At 36.2% G+C, this 23899-nt stretch carries 2 protein-coding genes; both read right to left on the minus strand.

Annotated elements, in window-relative coordinates; all coding sequences use genetic code 11:
* The coding region (locus F3G70_RS11215) for an Ig-like domain repeat protein (RefSeq protein WP_149732797.1) at positions 1–20820 on the minus strand (20820 nt) is incomplete at its 3' end.
* Positions 20821–21298: 478 nt separating this feature from the next.
* On the minus strand, positions 21299–23899 hold a 2601-nt coding region (locus F3G70_RS11220; protein ID WP_149732798.1), incomplete at its 5' end, for an Ig-like domain repeat protein.

A 23899-nucleotide genomic window follows, 5' to 3' on the forward strand; every position in this document is an offset into this window, starting at 1 on the left:
ATTAGCATTATTGCCTAAATTAATAGTAGCAACAGCACTAGCATTATAAGTCACATTAGTAATTTCAACGGATATTGTAGGGTCAACTCTGGATACATTGAATTTAACATTATCTAAAGTTTTTACATTATAATTGCTGTCACCATAGAAAGTGACATTTGCAACTTTAGCACCAGCTTCAGACAATACTTTACCAATAACCATTGCTTCAACTGTACCGTTGTATAATACGTCATCTCCAACCTTAATTGAAACATTACCATTAAAATCATCAGCAACATTAATGATAAATGAAGTGTTTTGCTCAACAGTTACATTCAAAGCAGTTACTTCAACAGCCAAATCAGCAGAAACAACAGTGAATGAAACAGTATCATTAATGCTTGGAGCATACCTGTCATCACCGGCATAAGTTACATTTACATCATAACTACCTGCATTTAATTTAGATACATTCAATTTACCTTCACCATTTACAACAGCGACAGTGTAATTTTTACCGTCAACTTTAACAACAACAGATGTGTTGATGGAAGGATTCATAGTAACTGTAATAACAGCCACATCACCATAAGTTACAGGAACTTTAACGGCCACATTAACATCAGTAGATTGTTTATTAACTGTGAATTCTTTTGGAGCAGATACATTTTTGTTATATTTATCACTACCAACAAATGTAGCAATAACAGTTAAAGTAGCATTATTAACAGGAGTGTAAGTGTAAGATGCTTCTTTAGCATTATTGACTTTGACTGTGTAGTTAGCACCGTTAATAGTGAATATCACATCACCGGTAACAGACTCATTCAAGTTAGCAGTGAAAGTTACAGGACTGCCTGCAACAATTATGCTAGGATCAGTAGTTTCATTAACAGTAATTGTTAAATTGTTTTTGACAACTTTGAATACTGTGGAGTTGCTTGAAGCTTCGTAATTAGTATCATTTGCCAAATTAGCAATAATGGTGTAAGTACCTTCAGCTAAACCACCAGTAATAGTCACTTTATTACCAGTTTCAACATCGTAAGATTTGCCATTAATAGTAACCGTAATTGGGCCAGTTGAATTAGTAGGGTTTAAAGTAATAATAATATTTTCTCCAACTTTATAAACATCATTCACAGTAATTTCAATACCTGATGTAGCTTTATCAACATTATAGTTAGCTACAACACCAGTAGTATTATCGGCATATTTACTGTCATGACCATAAGTAACAGTAACTTGTTTTACACCAGCAGTGGTTTCCTTATCTAAAACAATGACCGCCTCACCATTTACAACCTTAGCAGTCTTAGTACCGATTGTAATATTACCGTCAGCATCGCCAGGCAGGTAAACAGTCACAACAGAACTGCCGCCAACAACAGTATCAGAAGCGACAACATAGAAATCATAACTGGATTTTTTATTCACAAAAACCTTATGAACAGTATTTTGACTTGGATTGTATTTGTCATCACCAAGGTATTTTACTGTAATATCATAAGTTCCATTGGTCAATTCTGAAACAAGCACAGTTGCTTTGGAATCAACAAGACCGACACTATAGTTTTTACCGTCTACAGTCACATTAACAGTACCAGTTGCACCAGCAGTAACATTAATCTTAATTACAGCAATATCGCCAACCTCAATAGTGACGTCAGTTAAAACAACACTTGAATCAACTCTAACTACATTATATGATTTTGGAGCGGATGAATTACTATTATACTTATCATTGCCCATAAATGTTGCAACAACATTCAAAGTAGCGTTGTTTGTAGGAGTGTAAGTGTAAGTGTAAGTTGCGGTTTCAGAATCGCTTGAAACAATGTAATTGACACCGTTGATATTGAATATGACATCACCTTTGGCACTTACATTTAAAGTAGCAGTGAAAGTAACAGGACTGCCAACCTTAATAGTACCGACATCACTTAAAGTAACATTTAAATTATTTTTAACAACAGAGAATACTTTAAAGCTAGTGGAAGACTCATATTTATCATCACTTGCCAAATTAGCTACGATAGTATAATTACCTTCACCTAAACCACTGACATATACCTTTTTCTCATTATTTTCAGTAGTGACCGTTTGAGGTACGCCATTGATTGTAACGCTGATAGCGCCAGTAGAGTTAGTAGGAGTTAAAGTAATTATAATATTTTCTCCAACTTTATTAATCTCTTTAACATCAATTGCAATGCTTGAAGAAGCTTTTACAATATTGAATACTTTAGTATCGCTAGATCCATAATAACTATCATTACCGGCAATAGTGGCAACAACAGTGTATGGGCCAGTAACATTAGCTTTGAAAGTAACTTGATTATTAGTCACAGTATAATCCTTTTCATTGATTTTAACAGTAGCAGTACCGTTTACAGGAGTTAAAGTAATTGTAACAGTATCACCAATAACATATATGCTATTCACAGCAATTTCAACACTGGATGGAGCTTTATCAACATTATACTTAGCTACAACACCAGTCTTATCGGCATATTTATTGTCATTACCATAAGTCACAGTAACTTGTTTTTCACCAGCAGTAGTTTCCTTATCTAAAACAATGACCGCTACACCATTCTTAACCTTAGCAGTCTTTGAACCGATTGTAATATTACCTGTAGCATCACGAGGCATGTAAACAGTCACAGTAGAATTTCCTCCGACAACAGTATCAGAAGCGACAACAGTGAAATCATAATCGGATACTTTATTTACATAAATATGTTGAGTGACATTTTCACTTGCAAAGTGTTTATCATCACCGCCGTATTTTACAGTGATGTCATAAGTGCCGTTTAATAAACCAGGAACATAGACAGTTGCTTTAGAATCAATAAGACCAATGCTTTGAGTTATTCCATTGACTGTTACGTTTACAATTCCAGTAGCTCCGTCAGTTACAGTTATTAATATTGTAGCAACTTTACCAACTTCGATAGTAACATCAGTTAAACTGACAGTGGTAGTAGCTTTATTGACAACTAACGTTTTAACTGATGAAGAGCTGTTTGTATAGTTTTCGTTTCCGCCAAATTCTACTTTTACATCATAATTACCATTCGTTAATCCGTAAACAATATATGATCCATTACCGTTTATTAATACAACATTATAACTTTGATCGCCAACAGTTAAAATAGCGCTGCCGTTAATCTTTTGACCCATAGATACATTGAATTGTACACCTTCACCGGCACCTGCAGGAGTAATGAAGTCAACATCAATACTTGATTCATTTCTGTCTACAGTAAATACCGCTGTTCTGGAATTGTATACATAACGACCACCACCAGGATAGCTGGCAGTGACTAAATGCAAACCACCGGTTAAGTTGTTTAAACTTAACGTTGCAATAGCATTAGCACCTTGAACATTAGCTTTTCTGGAGTATGAAACTCCATCAACAACAATAGTGACATTTACATTAATATCAATATCATTAGGTAGGGTTACATTAATTGTAGTGTATTCACCATAAGTTTTATTGTCAACATTTAAGGTCATTGGATAAGAACCACCTTGTGCAACATTGAACATGTTGGAGTTATTATCTTTACGGCCATACTTGTCATCACCAAGATAAGTTACATTTACTTCATGTTGACCAATATCCAAACCAGAAACGATAACTGTAGCAAAACCATTTGCCATGGTATGCTGACGAATAAATCCATCAACTTTTACCTCCAATTTATCAGTATCCACATCGGTCGGTAAAACAATAAGGATAGTTTCAACATCACCATAGTTAATATCACTTACATATACATCCAAGTCATAATTTGAAACTTTATTAACCACTAATTTAGCAGTATTGTTTGAAGCAGCAAGATATTTCTTGTCTCCAGCAAAGCTGACATTTACATCATAAGTACCTTCATTTTCGAATCCGAAGAGGTCATATTTACCGACACCATTTATAACAACGACATTGTAAGTTTTATTATAAGTTGCATTACCAACAGTTAAACTGACAGTCGCATTGATTAAAGGATTCATGGTAATTGTAACAGCAGATGTTTCTCCAAGAGTTATAGGGCTGTTTACATCCACATTAATTGAGACCGCATTTTTACTTACATTAAATGATCCGACATCAGATTCATTTGCAAGGTATTTATCATTACCAGAATAACTTGCCTTAATAGTGTAGGTAATATTTTCTAAGTCTTTTAAATCAAGTGTAACAACATTACCTGCAATAGGAACCACATAATTAACATTATTAACTGAGAAAATGATATCTCCAGTAGCATCAGTTACATTTAATGTTACAGTTACTGTTCTTTCATCACCAACATGGGCATCTCCGCCAACATTAAGATCCAAATCAATTGCGTTTTTAACAACATTGAATGTTGTGGAATTAGTAACAGACGCATAATTATCGTTAGCTGCCAAATTAGCAATAATTGTGTAAGTACCTTCAGCTAAACCACCAGTAATATTCACTTTATTACGGTTTTCAACATCGTAAGATTTACCATTAATAGTAACAGTGATTGCACCAGTTGAATTGACAGGTTTTAAAGTAATAACAATGTCCTCACCAACTTTATAAATCTCATTAACCTGAATTTCAATAGCTGAAGAAGCCTTATTTACAGTGAATCTGGCACTGGTAGTAACATTATTGTTATAACTATCAGTAGTGAAGAATTCAACATCAGCAACTTTTGAACCAGCATGCTCTCCGGATAAATCAACAGTAGCGTGACCATTTAATACAGTTCCAGTGAATGTTTGACCATCAACAGTAACGTTAACAGTACCATTAGCTTTATTGCCCATATCAATTACAGCAATAGCCTTATTAGGGAAAATTACATTATCAATAGTAACATCAATACTTGGAGTAACTCTTGAAACAGTGAAATTAACTTTCAAGGTCTTGTTGTTATAATTGTTATCTCCATAGAATGTTACGTTAGCAGTGTATTTTCCTGCAACAGGCAACTTGTTCAGTACAATTAAAGTTTTAACATTATCATCATAGTTTATGCCATCAATAACAGTGATATTAACATTACCTGAGAAGTCACTGTTTAAAACATTAATAATGAATGTGATGTTATCTTCAACAGTTACATTTAATGCTGTCACATCAACGGATAAATCTGCTTTAGTTACATTGAATTTAGTTGAATTTTTGTTTGTTGAATATGCATGGTCACCATTATAAGTTACGTTTACTGTGTACTCATTTACATTTAATCCATTTATGTAGAATTTTGCCTGTTCATTTTCAAGTTCACTCATATATGTATTGCCATTTATTTCAATCTTTACAGATCCCGTTTGACCTTCGCCAACCTGAACAAGAATTTCAACAGGGTTTCCATATACGGTATCACTGACAGTCACATTTACCAAAGATGCTAATAGAGGAACTTCAAATGTTTCTCTTGCATCAGCCTTAGTATAATTTTGGTCTCCGCCATATGTAGCTGAAACAACATTGGTTCCGTAATCCAGTTTACCCACTAAAGTTGCAGTTCTTCCAACAAGATCAACTTGATATGACTTATCTCCTATGAAGAATGTTACCTTACCTGTTGCGTTTCCGCTGACAGTTGCAATTACATTTTTATTGTCCGGATTGCCCTGCGTTAATGTAATCGTAGGAGTAGCCTGAGGAATAGTTGGGAAGAATTTTTTATCCAGGGATTGATAATTCACATCACCAGGATAAAGTACATGGCCCTCATGACGACCTGCAGAAAGATTATTTAATCTTAAGGTGGCCCTACCGTTAACAATATCACGAGTATAGTTAATTCCATCAATCTGTATGACAATAGTACTGCTCTTAATATTAGGTATGTTTGTTACATTAATTGTTGAATATTCACCATATGGCCTGTAATCATATTCAGTTATAGATGGCTCCCATCCTCTCTGAGATACCGTGAAATTCGTATTGTTTTTATAACCCTGAGTAAATGTGGAATCTCCGCTATAGGTTACATTTACAACATATTTTCCACCGTCCAATCCGCTGATGTTTTTCAATATGGCTTCACCATTTGTAAGTTGAACAGTTCCATATGAAGTTCCGTTAACATAAATTGTTACAGTACCAGTAGCTGAAGTGTTTAACAATACCCTTACAGTAGCGTTATCTCCATATACAATATCCTCAACTTTTACATTAAATATATAATTGGAAGTTGGGTCAACTTTAAATGTGACATTGGTTGAATTTCTATTAAAGTGATTATCACCAGGGAACGTTACCGTAGCATTATGAATACCGGCAGCCAATCCGCTAATCTTGAACTGGGCAAATCCATCGTGAATAATTGCAACGTAAATTTGGCCTTCAATATTTACTGCAATATAACCTTCTGCAGTTTCATTAACTGTTACGTTAATTATTTCATCCTCACCATATGTAATATTCGTTGCATTAACGATGAATGGAGTATCCACTTTGTATACATTGAAGTAGGATGAATTCGTTTGAGATGCCCAATAAGTACCGTTCTCGAAACGTACAGATACAACCTGCTCAATGCCAGGTTCTAAATAAGCAGTATAATTCTCATTAGGCAATTCATATACATATGAACCGTCGGATTCAAGGTGTAAAGGAACACTCATCTTTTTACCGTTTATGCTTATAACAATTCTACCGTTAACTGTGTTGGTAGCATTTGAAGTTACATTAACAATAAGTGTTTGACCCCAGAAAATATTTTCTGCATGAACCGCAATCCAAATTGGGCGTGGGAACAATGCAAGTATAGTTACATTTTCAGCAGCCCAATGGAAATCATCGCCTAAATAGGTTGAAGTTATTGTGTAAGTTCCAACAGGCATGTGATGCTGTGTAAAGTTTACATAAGCAAGAATCCATTTATCACCAATAATATCAAATGTCATATTAGATAATGGAATTATCTTATCATTTACTTTGATTATTACTTTACTTTGATCGAAAGTATAATTACTTTGAACAGGGACACTTATTTTAACCGTAAATGTGATGTCCTCCTGAGCAATATCAGTATATTTTATTCCAAGTTCAGTAGGCAGTTTAACATTAATTCTACCAGTATGAACAGTATTCTGTTTTAATCCACTATCCTCAGCAAATATAGTGAAATTACCTTGATACATTAATAACGTATTTGGTAATGCATTATATGGCATATTGAAAGAAGTGGTTTCTTTTGGATAAACATCATTCCAGCTGATTAATGTATCTACAGAAATGATTGTATTGTTATTGTCATCAACAATATTAGCCCAAAACGTGAAAGTGGTATTCCAGGTCTCATTCCATGTTTCATTATCTAAAACCCAAGTTGTAGTATTGGTCCATATGGTTCCGTTATTGAATATTATATAATCAAATGTATTGTTATCGAGATATAAATCTCCGTCATTCCATACTGAGTAGTCATATTTATTGTATCTGGCATCATATTCTTTTTCCAGATAAGTAATATTCTTATTTGGATTTGATCCGGTAATATTATTATTAATTATGTATGCAGTAGCGGTTTTATTAACCCATATTGCATCAGGACTTTTGAATGTTGAATTGGCAATTGTTGAATTACCACCATATACAAATATACCACCAGCATAGTCTTCAGCAGCATTATAATTTTCTAATGAAAGATTATTGAATATTGCGTTACCGTTTACAAAGATTCCTCCACCGTTACCATAAAATGCTTCAGCAGTATTGAAATAGGAGTTTGAAACATTAAAGTTATCAATGTTATCTAGGAAAATTGCTCCACCATCATATGATGCTACAGTATATAGGAAGTCACATGAATCAATTGTTCCGTTAGTTGAATTAACCCATGAAATGGAACCTCCATTCCTTATTGAAATTGCACCATTAAATGTTATGTTATATATCGTTGAATCATTACAGTTTATAAAAGATATTGCGCCGTTTGAGTGGGATTCAGTGTCTAAAATCTTTAAGTTTGAGAAATTAAGATTATTGGCATTTTCCCAGTAGATTGTTCCACCTGAACCATAAACTCTATTTGATGAATCCAAATAACCTGATCCTACATTTTTATTGAATATACAATCAATAATTGATGCATTATCAGCATTATGGCCTGAAATTGCTCCACCATTTACAAATGCTGCGGAATATGAGAAGTTTGATTTCGTGATATTTGCATTATCTCCTTCAATATAGATTGTACCTCCTTGGGTAGCAAATGAATTTAAGAATGTTGTATTAACAATAGTGGCATTTTCTCCAAGCCAATTGATTGCTCCACCTTGACCTCTCCTAATATCAATAATATAATTGTTATCAAAGTAGGAATTACATACTTTACAGTTAGGACTGTCTTCCCTTACATAAATAGCTCCACCATATAAATCAGCAGTGTTATTTATGAATGTGTAATTGTTAATGTTAATTCCATCCACACCTAACCAAGCAAGAGCAGCACCACCAATATTTGCATGGTTTTTGATGAATGAATTGTTACCACCAAATCCACCGGTAGCGTTAGCTTCCCTACATAAAGCGGCACCATACTCACCAGCATGATTGGATATGAATATTGTATTGTTAAGACCCATCATACTGGCATTACAGTCGATAGCACCACCATTTTTGGTAGCACTATTTTCTCTGAAGTAAACAAGATTTAATCTGGAATTACTTGAAACACCATTTAAGTAAATACCACCACCATATTCGGCAGTATTTCCTATGAAGTTAATGTGTTCAAATACACCTGCTGATGAAAGCCAGTCAATAGCACCACCATGGTCTCCTGCACTGTTATCTTCAAATATGGTATAGTGGATTGAATTGTTTGTACCGTTACCGCCGGCATATAGTGCACCACCATTACGTTGTGCAGTGTTGGATTTGAAGATTGTATTATTGATAGCTAAGGATTCAGATTTCAATCCGAGAGCTCCACCGTCACCCATAGCATAGTTTGAAGTGAAGTTGGAATCATATATGTGGATATTTTTAGAATCACTGGCCATATAGATTGCACCACCGGTATATGCACCGTTATTTGTAAAGTCAACATAATCAATTGTTAAGTTTTCACCTCTACAGTCAATAGCACCACCATTGTGATTAACAGACATATTGGTCAAGTGGTTTCCCTCAAATGTACAGTTTTCAATTATATCATTGTTACTGCCTTTATCGATAAATATGGCTCCACCACTATTTTCAGCAGTGTTGTCTATGAACTTATAGTCAACAATATGGATATTTTTCACACCCATCCAGGCAAGAGCCGCACCGGAAATGCCTGCATGGTTTCTAGCAAAAGTATTGTTTGTACCGTGACCGCCGGTAGCCTCGATTTCCCTACATAACGCAGCACCGTATTCACCGGCAATGTTGTCTTCAAATGTCAGGTTGTAAATACCAATGTTGGATGCGTTACACTCTATAGCACCACCGTTTTTAACAGCGCTGTTTGATTTGAATGTGGAGTTGACAACATTTGTATTGGCAGATCTTCCATTGAAGTAAATACCACCACCCCATCTAGCATTGTTTTCACTGAATTCTGAATTGAAAATTTCACCAGTATATGCAACCCAGTAAATAGCTCCACCGTAATTGGTAGCATTGTTTCCTATGAAAATGGATTCGTGTACTTTGTTTTCGGTACCTTCACCACCGACATACAGTGCACTACCGTTTACAGCTAAGTTATCATAGAATTTACTGTCATCAATATGAACTGCTGAAGCGTGTAAGTTTACAGCTCCACCACGTTCGTAAGCAGTATTTAATCTGAATTCAGTATGGTTAAGGATAGTATTACCTGAACCTGCACCTACAGATATACCTCCACCTAATCTGGCACCGCCTCCGGTAAAGCTTGTGTTTACAATAGTTGCGTTAGATGCAAAAATTGCCATCGCTCCACCAGTACCTAAAGCGTTATCAATATCCTCTTGAGTATTATAATAAAATATGGTTTCAGTAGGCAATACATCTGCAGTTGCAATTATGGAAGGGTCAGTGGTCCAATCAGTTACATAAGCCATAAGTGTACCATCCCATGCGGTCCAACTGAACTGTTCACCACCAGTCCAACCGTTTGTTTTATTGGTTACATAGTTATCTACAAAGTTACAGTCAATAACGGAACAGTTATGGCTGGTCGGACTTACATAAATAGCTCCACCTGCAACATCAGCTGAGTTGTTTATGAAAGTATAATTTATAATCTTAATACCAATAGATCCCATCCATCCTAAAGCTGCACCAACGACAATCGCATGGTTATTTTTGAAAGTGTTATTTGCACCGGAACCACTTTTAGCATTGGTTTCCCTACATAAAGCAGCACCAAATTGTGCAATATTACCGTCAAATACAGTATTTGTTAAATACATAGTAGATGCATTACAGTCAATAGCACCACCATTATATTTAGCATCGTTTCCTTCGAATAAACAATTATCAATTTTACTGTCAATTGATCTTTCACCAAAGTATACTCCACCACCATAGTCAGCATGGTTATCGGTAAATCTGGTATCAACAATAGTACCTGAAGAAGCAACCCAGTCAATAGCTCCACCAAGACCATCCATTGCTGTTTCGCTACTACTTATAGCGTTATTTCCTTCGAAAACAGATCCATATATGTAATTGTCAGTACCTACACCACCAACATATAATGCTCCACCTTTAGTAGCATCGTTGTTGTAGAAATTGGATGCATTTACAGTAACGGCAGATGCATCAATACTGATAGCACCACCGGTAGTTAATGCAATGTTATCACGGAAAGTGGATTTGGTAATATTGATTTCTCCGGAAGCACTTCCTACGTAAATTGCACCACCATCATATGCACGGTTGTTGGTGAATTCTGAATTGTAAACTAAACCTTTTTCTGAATACCATTCAATAGCACCACCATGACCGTCGGTATCATTTTCCACCCAGTTGTTGTCAAATACACAGTTTAATATTTCACAGTTTTTACTGCCTTCACCGACATAAATCGCTCCTCCACTATAACCTACATGGTTATTATAGAAGTGATAATCATCTATGGAAATACGTGTTGCATTTATCCATGCAAGAGCTGCACCGGCATATTCTGCATAATTGTCAATGAAAGTATTGTTTTTACCGTGACCACCAGTAGCATTGATTTCCCTACATAAAGCTGCGCCAATATATGCAAAGTTTTCTTCAAATGTAGTATTATATAATCCCATTCTGGAAGCGTTACAGTCAATAGCTCCACCGTGGGTTACTGCAGTATTTTCTACAAATGTTGTATTAATAATTTCACAATCATGAGCTGTAACATTATAATAGATTCCCCCACCGATAGTTGCATTATTTTCTTGAATGATTGAATTTGATATGATACCGTTTGCTCCAGCCCAGAATATAGCTCCTCCTTTATCAATACCATCACCATATTCACCGCTGGCGTTACCTCCAACGAGTATGACATTATCAATTGTGACATTTTGAGAGGTTATATTGAATATTCTGGAATAACCTGCTGCATCAATAACGAATCCTTCACCGCGAATTGTGAATGCATAAGGAATATTTGTTAAATTGATACATCTGTCGTCCATATTTTCATGTTTACCTTCATAAAATGGAGTGAAAGTGAAAGTCCTGTTTAAGACAAGTTCCCTGTCACCTCGTTTAACAGCATCGTCGATTAACCTTTGAAGGAGTTTGAACTCACCAATAATTTCCCCGTGAGCTTGTACCACAGTAGAATTTACTTTATATAAATAAGCATAATCTTCAAATGAAACAGTGATATTATAGGTTTCATTCTTTATAAGATTACCGAAACTTGCATAAATCATACCATCACGTCGGTGAGTATCAATGTTAGATTCATTTATAATTATCGTTCTGATTACTTCATGAGTAGTGGAATTAATTAATTTCATAACAACCCTAAGTCCATAACGATTCCAATCTCTAGGATTATCAATATAAACAGTAATATACGGGTTTAACCAATCAGAAATAACTCTAAGACGTAACATATAATCTTCATTATCTTCAAATAAAGATGTAGAAATGAATTCAGTATTTGTATTATTTGCTTTGACAGTAGTTCTGCCACCATCTACTGGAATACCTACTCCATCAAAGTTGTTATAGTCTCTGTACTTATCAGGTCCATTACCAATGAGATATAAAACAGCACCACCATTATAAATCGCAATGTTTTTAAGGAAAGTATCATTTACTATTTTAAGAGCTCCAGAGACACTAGTTGTACCTGCATAATAGACAGCACCACCATTTTGAGCAAGTGAATTTATAAATGTTGAATCTTTAATTTTTCCTCCTTGTACTGCTGCGACATAAACAGCACCACCATCTCCATCAGCCTTGTTTCCATCAAAGTAACAATTGATAATTTCCTTATTTGTATTTGCAACATAAATGGCACCACCATCACCACCAGCAGTATTATTAGTGAAATTACAATCATGAATCTTTCTATCATCATAACCTTTTGATCCGATAAAAATTGCACCACCATCACCAGTGGCCTTGTTTCCTGTGAAATTTGAATTGCCTATGTCAACACCATTATTACTTACAGGAATAAAGATTGCACCGCCGCGATATGATGCACTATTATTAGTGAAATTATTTTGTGAAATAATTATACTATTTCCAACACCATAAATAGCACCACCAGATTTAGCTGAATTACCTGTGAAAATATTGTTTAAAACATAGGTATTAGATGTTGAAGAAGAACCAAGTGGGATAAAGATTGCACCACCGGAGGTAACTGCAGAATTATTTATAAAGGTCATATCCTCAATTGTAACACCAGCCCTATCCCAGTATAATCCACCACCATTCTGTGCTGAATTATTTATGAAAGTGAGATTATTATATGTCATATCAATATTAGTATAAAGATATAATCCTCCACCATTACGTGCTGCCTCACCATTAGACATCTTGATATTAATAGCAGTAAATGTCTTACCAGCATAAATACTTCCACCATCACCACATCCAGTACCAATGGTAGCTTTATTACCATCAAAAGTAGCATTGGTTATACTACACTGAGCAACTGAACTATGAATTGTGATTCCTCCACCATAGTTTGCAGAATTGTTTATGAATGTAGCATTAACAATTGTAATTTTTCCAACAGATTTTGATAAAATTGCTCCACCACCTAAAAAATTATCAGTATCAGTTGTATTACCATAAGCAGTGTTATTTATAAATGTATTGTTGATTAATTCAATTACTCCCTTATTAACATCACCAGTTTGCAAGTATAATGCACCTGCTTCCTTTAAAGACCAGCAATTTTGGAATATATTGTTAGTAATAGTTAAATTAGTACCCGGTCTTGCATACAATACCCCACCTTGAATCCAATTACCCCCAGGACTGGTAGAGTTAGCGAAATTTCCATCAAAAAGACAATGGTCAATAAAAATATGACTACTTTTATCCCATAAAATAGCTCCACCATCAGCTTTACTAGAGGTAACTGCTGAATTATTGAAGAACTTAGAATAACTTATACCACAGTAAGATCCACCTTCTGCGAAGTAGATAGCACCTCCTCCTTTAGTAGAATGTCCAGGATCCCCTTTAGCAGTATTATTAGTAAAAATAGAACCATTTACATAATTATATTTAGATCCTAGCCAGAAGAGAGCTCCACCATCATCTTTAGCAAGATTATTTGTAAAGTTGGAATCATAGACATTAGAATTTATACCTTTAGAATAGTAAGCTCCACCATCACGTTCTGAATAACCTTTGTCTAATGATGAGTTAATAACATCACAGAATTTGCCTTGCAAGAAAAGAATACCTCCATAATAAGCAGCGGAATTTGTAAAACTGGAACCAATAATTTTAGCATAATCATCTCCAATATATATTGCACCACCCATATTGGAATTATCTGGAGTAGCTTTTTTTACGTCAGTATTTCCAGTGAAAGAAGATCCGGATTTTGCAAGAGTATTACTGAATGTTGAATTTTCAATAGTTGCATGCTGACCTTCAATATATACCGCACCACCTGAAAGAGTTGCATTGGTCATGGATATATCAGAATTATTAATTACAGCATTTTGACCTTTTATGTAAACTGCTCCACCCTTAACAGAAGCAGTTGTCATTGCAGAGGTTAAATTATCAATCACAGTATCCTTACCGTCAACATAAATGGCTCCACCACTTTTTGAACCTGATTGCATAACTCTTGAGTCAATGACTAAAACATCATTACCCTGAATATATGCAAATCCTCCATTACCGTTAACAGCCTGGGACATGACAGAAACAGCTCCACCAACAGTAGCATTGTTTCCCCCAACATAGATTCCACCACCGTTTCCGGCATAAGCGGTTGATAAACTAAATTCACAGTCCAATACATCCGCCAAATCACCTTTAACATATATTGCACCACCATCTTTAGTGGCGTTGGTCTTATCGAATTTTGAGTTTTCGATATTCGCATTATATCCGGAATTGGCATTAGTTCCACCAATATAAATAGCTCCACCATAATTAGATGAACTCATTGAGAAACTGGAACCGTTAATATATGCATTAAGTCCATCTACACTAATCATTCCACCGGTCTTATCAGCATGAGACTGCATGAAGGTGACTCCTAAAATTTTAGTATCGTCACCTTTAATGAAAATGGATCCTCCATCATTGGTAGCATTATTCATCCTGAATGTACCGCCTTCAATTGTAGCATTTGCACCATACACAAATATAGCTCCGCCCTGATTGGCTGACATTGACATTGTGAAGTTGGAATTAATAATATCTGCATTTGCTCCTTTAACATATATTGATCCACCGCTAGAAGAAGTGGAATTACCTCTTGTGAAACTTGAATCGGAAATGGTAGCATTTGCACCATCCACATATATTGCCCCTCCTTCTTTTAATGAATAACTGAAATCTGTTATTGCATTTGTAACGTTAACATCGTGTCCTTGGATATAGATTACACCACCGTATTTAGCATGGGATTGGGAGAAATTACAATATTCAATATTGGAATAATTACCTAATACAAAGATAGAACCTCCACCAAAGATGTTTTTGCCATCATTACCGTTAGTTACATTAGATTTTTCAAATGAAGAATATGTAATGTTTATATAGTTACCTGTTGCGTATATTGAACCACCGTCTACAATAGCGGAGTTCATTTTAAATGTGGATTTAGTTAAAACTGTAAAGTTTCCGACAAGAGCGACAGCTCCACCTTTGGAAGTTGATTTGTCTCTTCCAACAGCATTGTTAAGAATACAGGTAATATTGTAAATATAACCGTCTTCACCTTTCCAGTAAATAGCTCCACCATCGTCTCCAGCAATGTTGAAAGTGAAAGTAGAGTTGTATAATTTACAGTCATCACCGATTACGTATAATGCACCACCGTCTTCCAGAGCATAACAATTATCAAATGTACAGTTTTTAATGATTGTGAAGTTACCTGTGACGAACATTGCTCCACCCCAGGTTTCATTCTCTTTAGCTCCTTCACCAGTATTTGCATATACAGCTCCTAAAGCGAAATGGGAATTTTCAACTGTTACATTATTACCTACAAGACAGATTGTACCTCCTTTAGAGGTGGAACCTAATCTACCTAAAGCAGTGTTATTGTTAAATGTACAAGCATAGACGACACATAAATCTGCACCATGGTCGAAGTTGATAGCACCACCATCATCCATAACCGTGTTATTTATGAATTCACAGTAAGAAATGTTGTTATTGGTGGAACCCTGGTCAAAGTTGATTGATCCTCCATTACGGCGAGCACTATTGTTATAGAATTTTGAGTCTGTTATTTTACAATCTTTAGCGTTTACGTCAAATGCAACTGCTCCGCCATGACCGGTTAATTTATAATCACGTTTTGTATCATCATGGGAGTCATCTCTTTCCTGAGTATAATTTGCCCAGGTATTGTTGGCGATACCTTTAGCATAGTTGTTTATGAATGTACATGCTTCAAATGTTACATTATGGTTATCCTGCAGGAAGACTGCACCTCCACGTCCAACTGAAGTACAGTTAATGAAAGTGGCATTGTAAATATATTCATGGTCACCTGTAAACATGATAGCTCCGGCGTCACCACCTGTAGTGTTGGTATCCCAGTGACTTGCATCCCAGCCTGCATAAATAACATCATCTCTACCGTATGTACTGTGTTTTAAAGCCCCACCATTATTTGTAGCATTAATAATAGTGATATTTGCCATGTAACCATAATCACCATCATAGTAGATTGCACCGGCTGAACGGGCAGCACGGGTATTGTTGAAAGTACAGTTGATTACCTGACCGTAGTTTGCACCAGCCAACCAGTCAAGACCTCCACCGTTAGTACCTGAAGTACAGTTTTCAAAGTATGAATTCTTGAAAGAAATATGGTCAGATCCAGTCATGTATGCTCCACCACCACGACGGGCAGAGTTTGAGTCAATGAATCTACAGTTGTCGACAGTACCGTTGTCTCCTCTCCAAAAGATTGTACCACCGTTTCCACCGAAGTATTCGTCAGTAACCCAATCGGTAGTGGAAGGACCGGTTTCTGTTGTAAATTCTATTTTTGCCCAATCATTTAAATAAGTATCATATATATACATTGTGTAATTTGCTCTTTTATCACCGTCATATTGAATGTAAACGTAAATCTTAGTCTTATCAGTACTGGCTGAAGGGAGGGAAGTTCCATTTGTAATGTTGCTAAGACTGGTTAAATCATAAATACCCCTGATAACATCAGTACCCAATGCAGCATTGTTTGTAAAGTTACAATTTGTCATAGTACCGTTGGTACCGTCCCAGGAAATTGCTCCTCCTGAACGATATGCTGTGTTGTCATTAAATGTTGAATCTGAAATAATACCGTCAAATGAACCTTTACCGAAACTGATTGCACCACCAAGACGTACAGCAGTGTTATTGATAAATTGTGAGTTTTTAATTATTCCCATGCGAGCATTAATATCAAATGCGATTGCTCCACCATAACCGGTTAACCAAGCGTTAGGATAACCTGTAACGTTTTTATCATCATCAAAAGTGTTTTTTGCAGTACCTGCTGCAATGTTGTTTTCAAATTTACAGGTATCAAAAGTAACATTATGGTTATCCTGCAGGAACACTGCTCCTCCACGGCCAGATCCGTTACAATTTGTGAAAGTTAAATTGTAAACATAAATGTTTGAACCTGTGTACATAATAGCACCGGCGTCACCACCAGTAGTGTTTGTGTCCCAGTGACTTGAATCCCATCCGGCATAATTAACTTTACCATCTTTACTGGTTTTTAAAGCTCCACCCCATGATTGGGTATTGATAATAGTAACATTTCTCATATCACCATACCAACCGTCGTAGTAAATAGCACCGGCTGAACGGGCAGCACGAGTATTGTTAAAGATACAATTATAAATCTTACCGTAGTTTGCACCAGCTAACCAGTCTACTCCACCACCATTAGTACCTGAAGTACAGTTAATAAATTTACATGATTCATAAGTTACATTGTCACTTCCAGTCATGTATGCTCCACCACCACGACGGGCAGAGTTGGAATCAATGAAAGTACAGTTTTCAACAAGACCTACATCACCACTCCAGAGGATAGTACCACCGTCACCTCCATAGTACTGGTCAATTGCCCAGTCAACAGGAGAAATGATGGATTCAGAAATTGTAATATTAATTTCATCCAATTGTTTCCATTGATTCTCTTCAGTAACAACCCAGGATTCGAAATGAGCAATATTACCTTCAGTTGAATTAAGTACAACCAAATTGTCCTTATAAGTGCCAGGGGTATCAGGTAATGTTTTACTCTGAAGGACAACTATATTCCCTAAGATTAGTGTTCCATCAGATTTAACCTCAATGGAAGTTCCCATATTTAAATCCATATCATGTTCCCAATTTGTACCTGTTGCCCTGTTGTTAGTAAATATGGAATTCTTGATTGTACCATTATTACCGTTCCAGAAGATTGCGCCTCCGTTACGTTCTGCAGTGTTGTTGGTGAATATTAAGTTAGTCAGTACACCGTTTTCTGCACCTTCGTTGAACATAATAGCTCCACCATTTTGATTCGCTTTATTATCTGTGAAGCTGCTGTCTTTGAAAGTTACATTTTCGTTTCTTTGAAGGTATACCGCACCACCTAAACGTGAAGCGTTGTTTCTCTCAAAGGTACAGTTGTCGACGATACCAACAGAACCCGTCCAGATGATTGCACCACCGTTACCACCGGAAGTGGTATAATTTACAATATGCTCATGATGCGTACTTACATTACCAACTGCAACGTTATCTCTGAAAGTACAATTCTTTACTGTACCGTTTGTACCAAACCAATATACAGCACCACCAGATCTCCATGCAGTATTGTTTTTGAATGTTGAATTAATCAGTCTGCCGTTATAAGCACCGCTTTGCCAGTCAACACCCCCGCCGTTAAGACCTGCAACGTTATTTTCAAATATACAGTTGCTGAAAGTGGTATTGTTACAGGCCAGTTCAGTTTCATTATGTAAAAAGACTGCTCCACCACGATATTTAGCGAAGTTATCAGTGAATGTACAGTTATCCACAAGACCTAAACTACCAATCCACAGTATAGCACCACCGTCACCGCCACCAATATTATCAGTGAAATTACCTAAAGCCAGGTTATGCGTAAATGTGGATTTTTTAACAGTACCGTTTATACCAGACCAGTATATGGAACCACCTGATCTGTTAGCATTATTATTTTTAAATGTACAGTTATCAACAAGACCATCGCTAGCACCTTTATGCCAATCAATAGCACCACCATTGAAACCTGCAACATTATATTCAAAGTAACAGTCATGGAATGAGATGTTACGTCCTCCATCAGTATGATTACATGGTTCCATATAAACAGCTCCACCACGACCACTATGATTATTAACACTTTCATTGTATAAAGCCTTATTACTAATGAATCTGGAGTTAGTTACAGTACCATTTATACCAGCCCAGAAGACTGCACCACCATCACCTGAGTTACCATAAAGCCCATTGTTTAAAGCTTTAGCAGTGTTGTTAGTAAAGTTAGAATTAATAATTTCACCATGGTGACCTCTCCAATATACAGCACCACCATTAGCATTAGCAGTATTATTGGTAAAATTACAATTATTTACTTCACCATCATGAGCACCTTCGTGCCAATCAACAGCACCACCATTAGTACCAGCATGATTATTAATAAACTTAGAGTTCTTAAAGGTAGTATTATTACATTCAATATTATTACCACCTTCTAAAAATACTGCACCACCACGAAAAGCAGCATCATTATATTTAAATGTACAGTTATCTACAGTACCATTAGAACCAATCCATATAATAGCACCACCATCACCACCTGTGGTGTTAATACCATATGAATCAGTAGCATTAGTTAAACCAAGTGCCCTATTTCCAGTAAAGTTAGAATTCTTAATATCACCATCATGACCATACCAGTATACAGCACCACCTGACCTATTTGCCACATTATTAGTAAATATACAATTATCGATTAAACCATCTTCAGCAGACATATGCCAATCAATAGCACCACCATTAGAACCTGCCTTATTACCTTCAAATAAACAATCAATAAATGAGGTATTTTTACATCCCTGATATGGTTCTATATAAACAGCTCCACCACGACCACTAGGTAACTTAGAAGTACTGTTATGTATAGCAGTATTATTAATAAATCTAGAATTAGATACAGTACCATTTGAACCTGCCCAGAAGATAGCACCACCATCACCCATATTACCATAACGACCAGGATTTAAACCTTTAGCAGTGTTATTAGTAAAGTTAGAATCAATAATCTCACCATCATGACCTCTCCAATATACAGCACCACCATTAGCATTAGCAGTATTATTTTCAAATGTACAATTATTTACTTCACCATCAATTGCACCTTCGTGCCAATCAACAGCACCACCGTTAGTACCTGCATGATTATTAATAAACTTGGAATTCTTAAATGTTGTATTATTACAGTCCTGTGTATTATCATTGGTTAAGTATACAGCTCCTCCACGAACATTTGCATTATTATTAGTAAATGTACAATTATCTACTAATCCGTTTGAACCAATCCATACTATTGCACCACCGTCACCTTTATCAGCGCCACCTGGGATGTAATCACCTATAGCGTTATTATTAGTGAAATTAGAATTTTTAATGGTACCCCTTGCACCTGTCCAATATATAGCACCACCACTTATTGCACTATTATCTTCAAAATTACAGTTTTCAATGGTCAGTGCTCCATTACAATTAATTGCTCCCCCATTGCCTGAAGAATTCCCATTGATAAATGATATTCCTTTTAACGTTACCGTAGCCCCGTTTTCAATATCAAATATACGTGCCAGGTTATTTCCATTTATCACAATTTTTCCATTACCTATAATATTAATGTTTTTATTGATTGGAATACCACCAGACATAGCATCCGCACTTACATAAGTATAATTTTTATCCAATATTATAGTGCCTTCATTATCATTTATCACTTTTTTCAAATCAGTGAATGTTTCAGACGCATCTCCCAAAATCTCATCATTTGCGGGAAGTGCACTTGACATTAAATCATTACTTGCATTTACAACATCTGCAGTCGATGTTGCGTTATTATTATTCACATCATTTTCAGCAGCTGATACTGCGTTGAATGAAAGAATAATAGCCATTATTAGTAAAAATATTATTATTAATCTCTTCTTATTCATATACACCACCCCCCATCCGTTATTGACATTTATTTTTTACAATGTCGTGGAGAGTTTACAATGATATATATTTTATACCTTTATTATATATATACTTTTATTTTTGATTTTAATGATTTTTAGGTGCTTAAAAATAAAAATAAAAATCTTAAAAAAAGATTGAAAAAGACATGTTTCAACAAAATACATACAATATAAAAGCAATCGTTCGATATTATACGAACAAATGAGTAATACTCGAATTGGAAAAATAATACTCCATTAAAGAGTAAGACAAAGAGCACCTATCAGAAAAAATGAGACCAAAAAATCGCTTAAAATCAATAAATAAAAAAAAATAAGTATTGCAACAAAGAGCCAAAATTCAGTCAAAAGAAAAATGCATATTTTAACAAAGCCATCTATATGTGATAGTTCATTTATTGATATTTCGACATATCATTAAAAAAAGAAAAAGAATCAATAGGGAAATTAATCCCTATTGGGCAACAATTGTATTTACAACACTCGCCGTTTGATATGTTGACTTGATTAAATGGTTTCCGCTTTGCAGGTTAAGTGTAACCCTAGCATCACCGTTGCTGTCGGTCACGCCGGTCATGAACTTCTCATTGTCAATGTTGAATTCAATGGTCTGACCTGGGAACGGATTTCCCTGACCGTCCAGTAAGTGTGCGGTGAATACGAAATCCTCATTGGCGGTTTCAAAGGTATTGTTACCGAAAATGATTGGCAATACGACAATGTGGTTTCCTTCACGGCATTCCTTATAGTATGTGGTAATAATATAAGTACCTGGGTTAAGGTTGATGTTAAGCGTTGCATAACCTTCGGCATTGGTATAGCGTGAGTAGATCACACCGTGGATATTGAAGGTTACAAGTTCGCCTTCACCTGCAGGATTTCCGTCATCGGCCAATATTCTTACCGTGTACTGGCTGCCGTTGCGGTAATACTTGGTCAAGTCGTGGTTTTCAACGATTTGTGAAATTACTTCAACGGTATTTGTTCTCATTTCACCAGTAACCGGATTGATAGCGGTCAATATGTATGTTCCTTTCTCAAGGTTGAGGTTCAGCCTTGCAACACCTTTATCATTGGTTGTTCTGGTGTAGAATACACCGTGGATGTTGAATGAAACTTCAGTGTTGACTAAAGGATTGCCTTGACCATCAAGGAAGAGTGCATAGTACTGGGTTCCATTTCTGAACACTTTAACGACATCATTTGCATAAATGGTTGGAAGTACGCTTACGCCTGACAATGCGCTTGTAGGATCGAATTCCTCATTTCCGTTGAATTCAATCAAAACAGTGTAGTTTTCACTGTTCAGGTTGAGGGCAAGTGAAGCCATACCATTCTTATCGGTTGTTCTTGAGTATTTTACGCCATTGATTGTGACCGTAAGGGATGCATCGGCAATTGGAGTATCTTCCAGATCATGAAGATAGATGTATAACCTTTCAGGACCTGAATAATACTTAGTTACGTTAGGAGCATAGATAATAGCTATGTTTTCAATGTAGATGAGCATTTCAGTCACTTTATATGCGTATTTGTCATCACCACTGCATATGACTGTAGCGTTGTGGTATCCCGGAGTCAGGTTAGGGTCATAGACAGTGACCGTACCGTTAACAATATCACCAGTGAATGTTTCACCATCAACAATCAGCGTAATGTTTCCTTTGGCATCTTCAGGAAGATGTACAGTAAGGTTTTTGACCTCATTTGTAATGTAGGTCGGATAATTGATGATTTTCATTACTTTAACGAAAGCTGTTGTTGAGTTTTCGCCGTATTTGTCATCACCATCATATCTTGCAATCACTGAATAGTCGCCTGCGCTCAAGCCAGGAATTATGAATTCGGCAATTCCGTTTGATACTTTAGTAGTTAAAGTTTTACCGTCAATATTGATTGTTACATTTCCTTTAGCGTCACCAGGAACAATTACGGTTACGTTTAAGTCCTCGCCGATTGTTATATCCTGGCTTACGATGCTGATTGGAGTTGTTATTGCATCATAGTCAACAGTAAATGAAGTGCTGTTTTCAGCATATTCCCAAACGTCATCGGAGTATCTTGCAACGACACTGTAGTCGCCGTTAGCCAAATCGGTTAACTCCAAAGTAGCTTTTCCGTTCGTTGCGTTTACATAATATCCTGTGCCGTTGACGTCAATCAGCACTACACCATTGACTTGTTCCGGCAATTCAATGTCTATCGTTGCAGTGTTGTTGACTACAGTTGCGTCCACATTGATGAAGTTCTTAAGTTTAGGAACCGTTACGTCGGCCGCATCACTGGCCGGGTTGTAGTTATCGTCACCTGAATAGATTACCTCAACGGTGTGATTGCCCGGAGTCAGATTGCCTATATTAATTACGTTGATTCCTCCCGTCACGTTCGTAATGTTGTAGACTTTTCCGTCAATAACAACAGTCACGTTGCCCGTTGCGTTTTCTGGAAGCTCAACAGTTACGGTGGAATCTTCCGGGTTAACTGTAATGTTAATGTCCGGAGTTACCTTACCGTCAACAGTGAATTCAGTGCTTATAGTCTTGTTGTCATAGCGTTCATCGCCAGGATAGGTCACAACGGCAACATAACTACCTTCAGGCAAGTTATCAATAGTAACTGAACCTTTACCGCCAGTAACGTTTACATAATAACCTGTACCGTTAATGTCAACCAGTACAACACCATTAACGTCATCAGGCAAGACAACATCAACAGTAACACTGTTCAAGCCACCAGTAGCGTTAACGTCAAATACGTAATCATCAATCTTAGGAATATTAACATCAGTAACATCAGTAGCACCAGTGTAATTACCGTCACCGGAATAAATCACTTCAACGGTGTGATTTCCAGGAGTCAGATTACCTATGTTGATAACTGTAGTTCCGCCAGTCACGTTTGTAATGTTGTAGACTTTTCCATCAATTACAACCGTTACATTACCGGTTGCGTTTTCAGGAAGCTCAACAGTAACAGTAGCGTTTTCAGGATCAACCGTCACGTTAATATCAGGACTTACCTTACCTGAAACAGTAAATTCAGTACTTATAGTCTT

Source organism: Methanobrevibacter millerae, assembly GCF_900103415.1.
Lineage (GTDB): Archaea > Methanobacteriota > Methanobacteria > Methanobacteriales > Methanobacteriaceae > Methanocatella > Methanocatella millerae.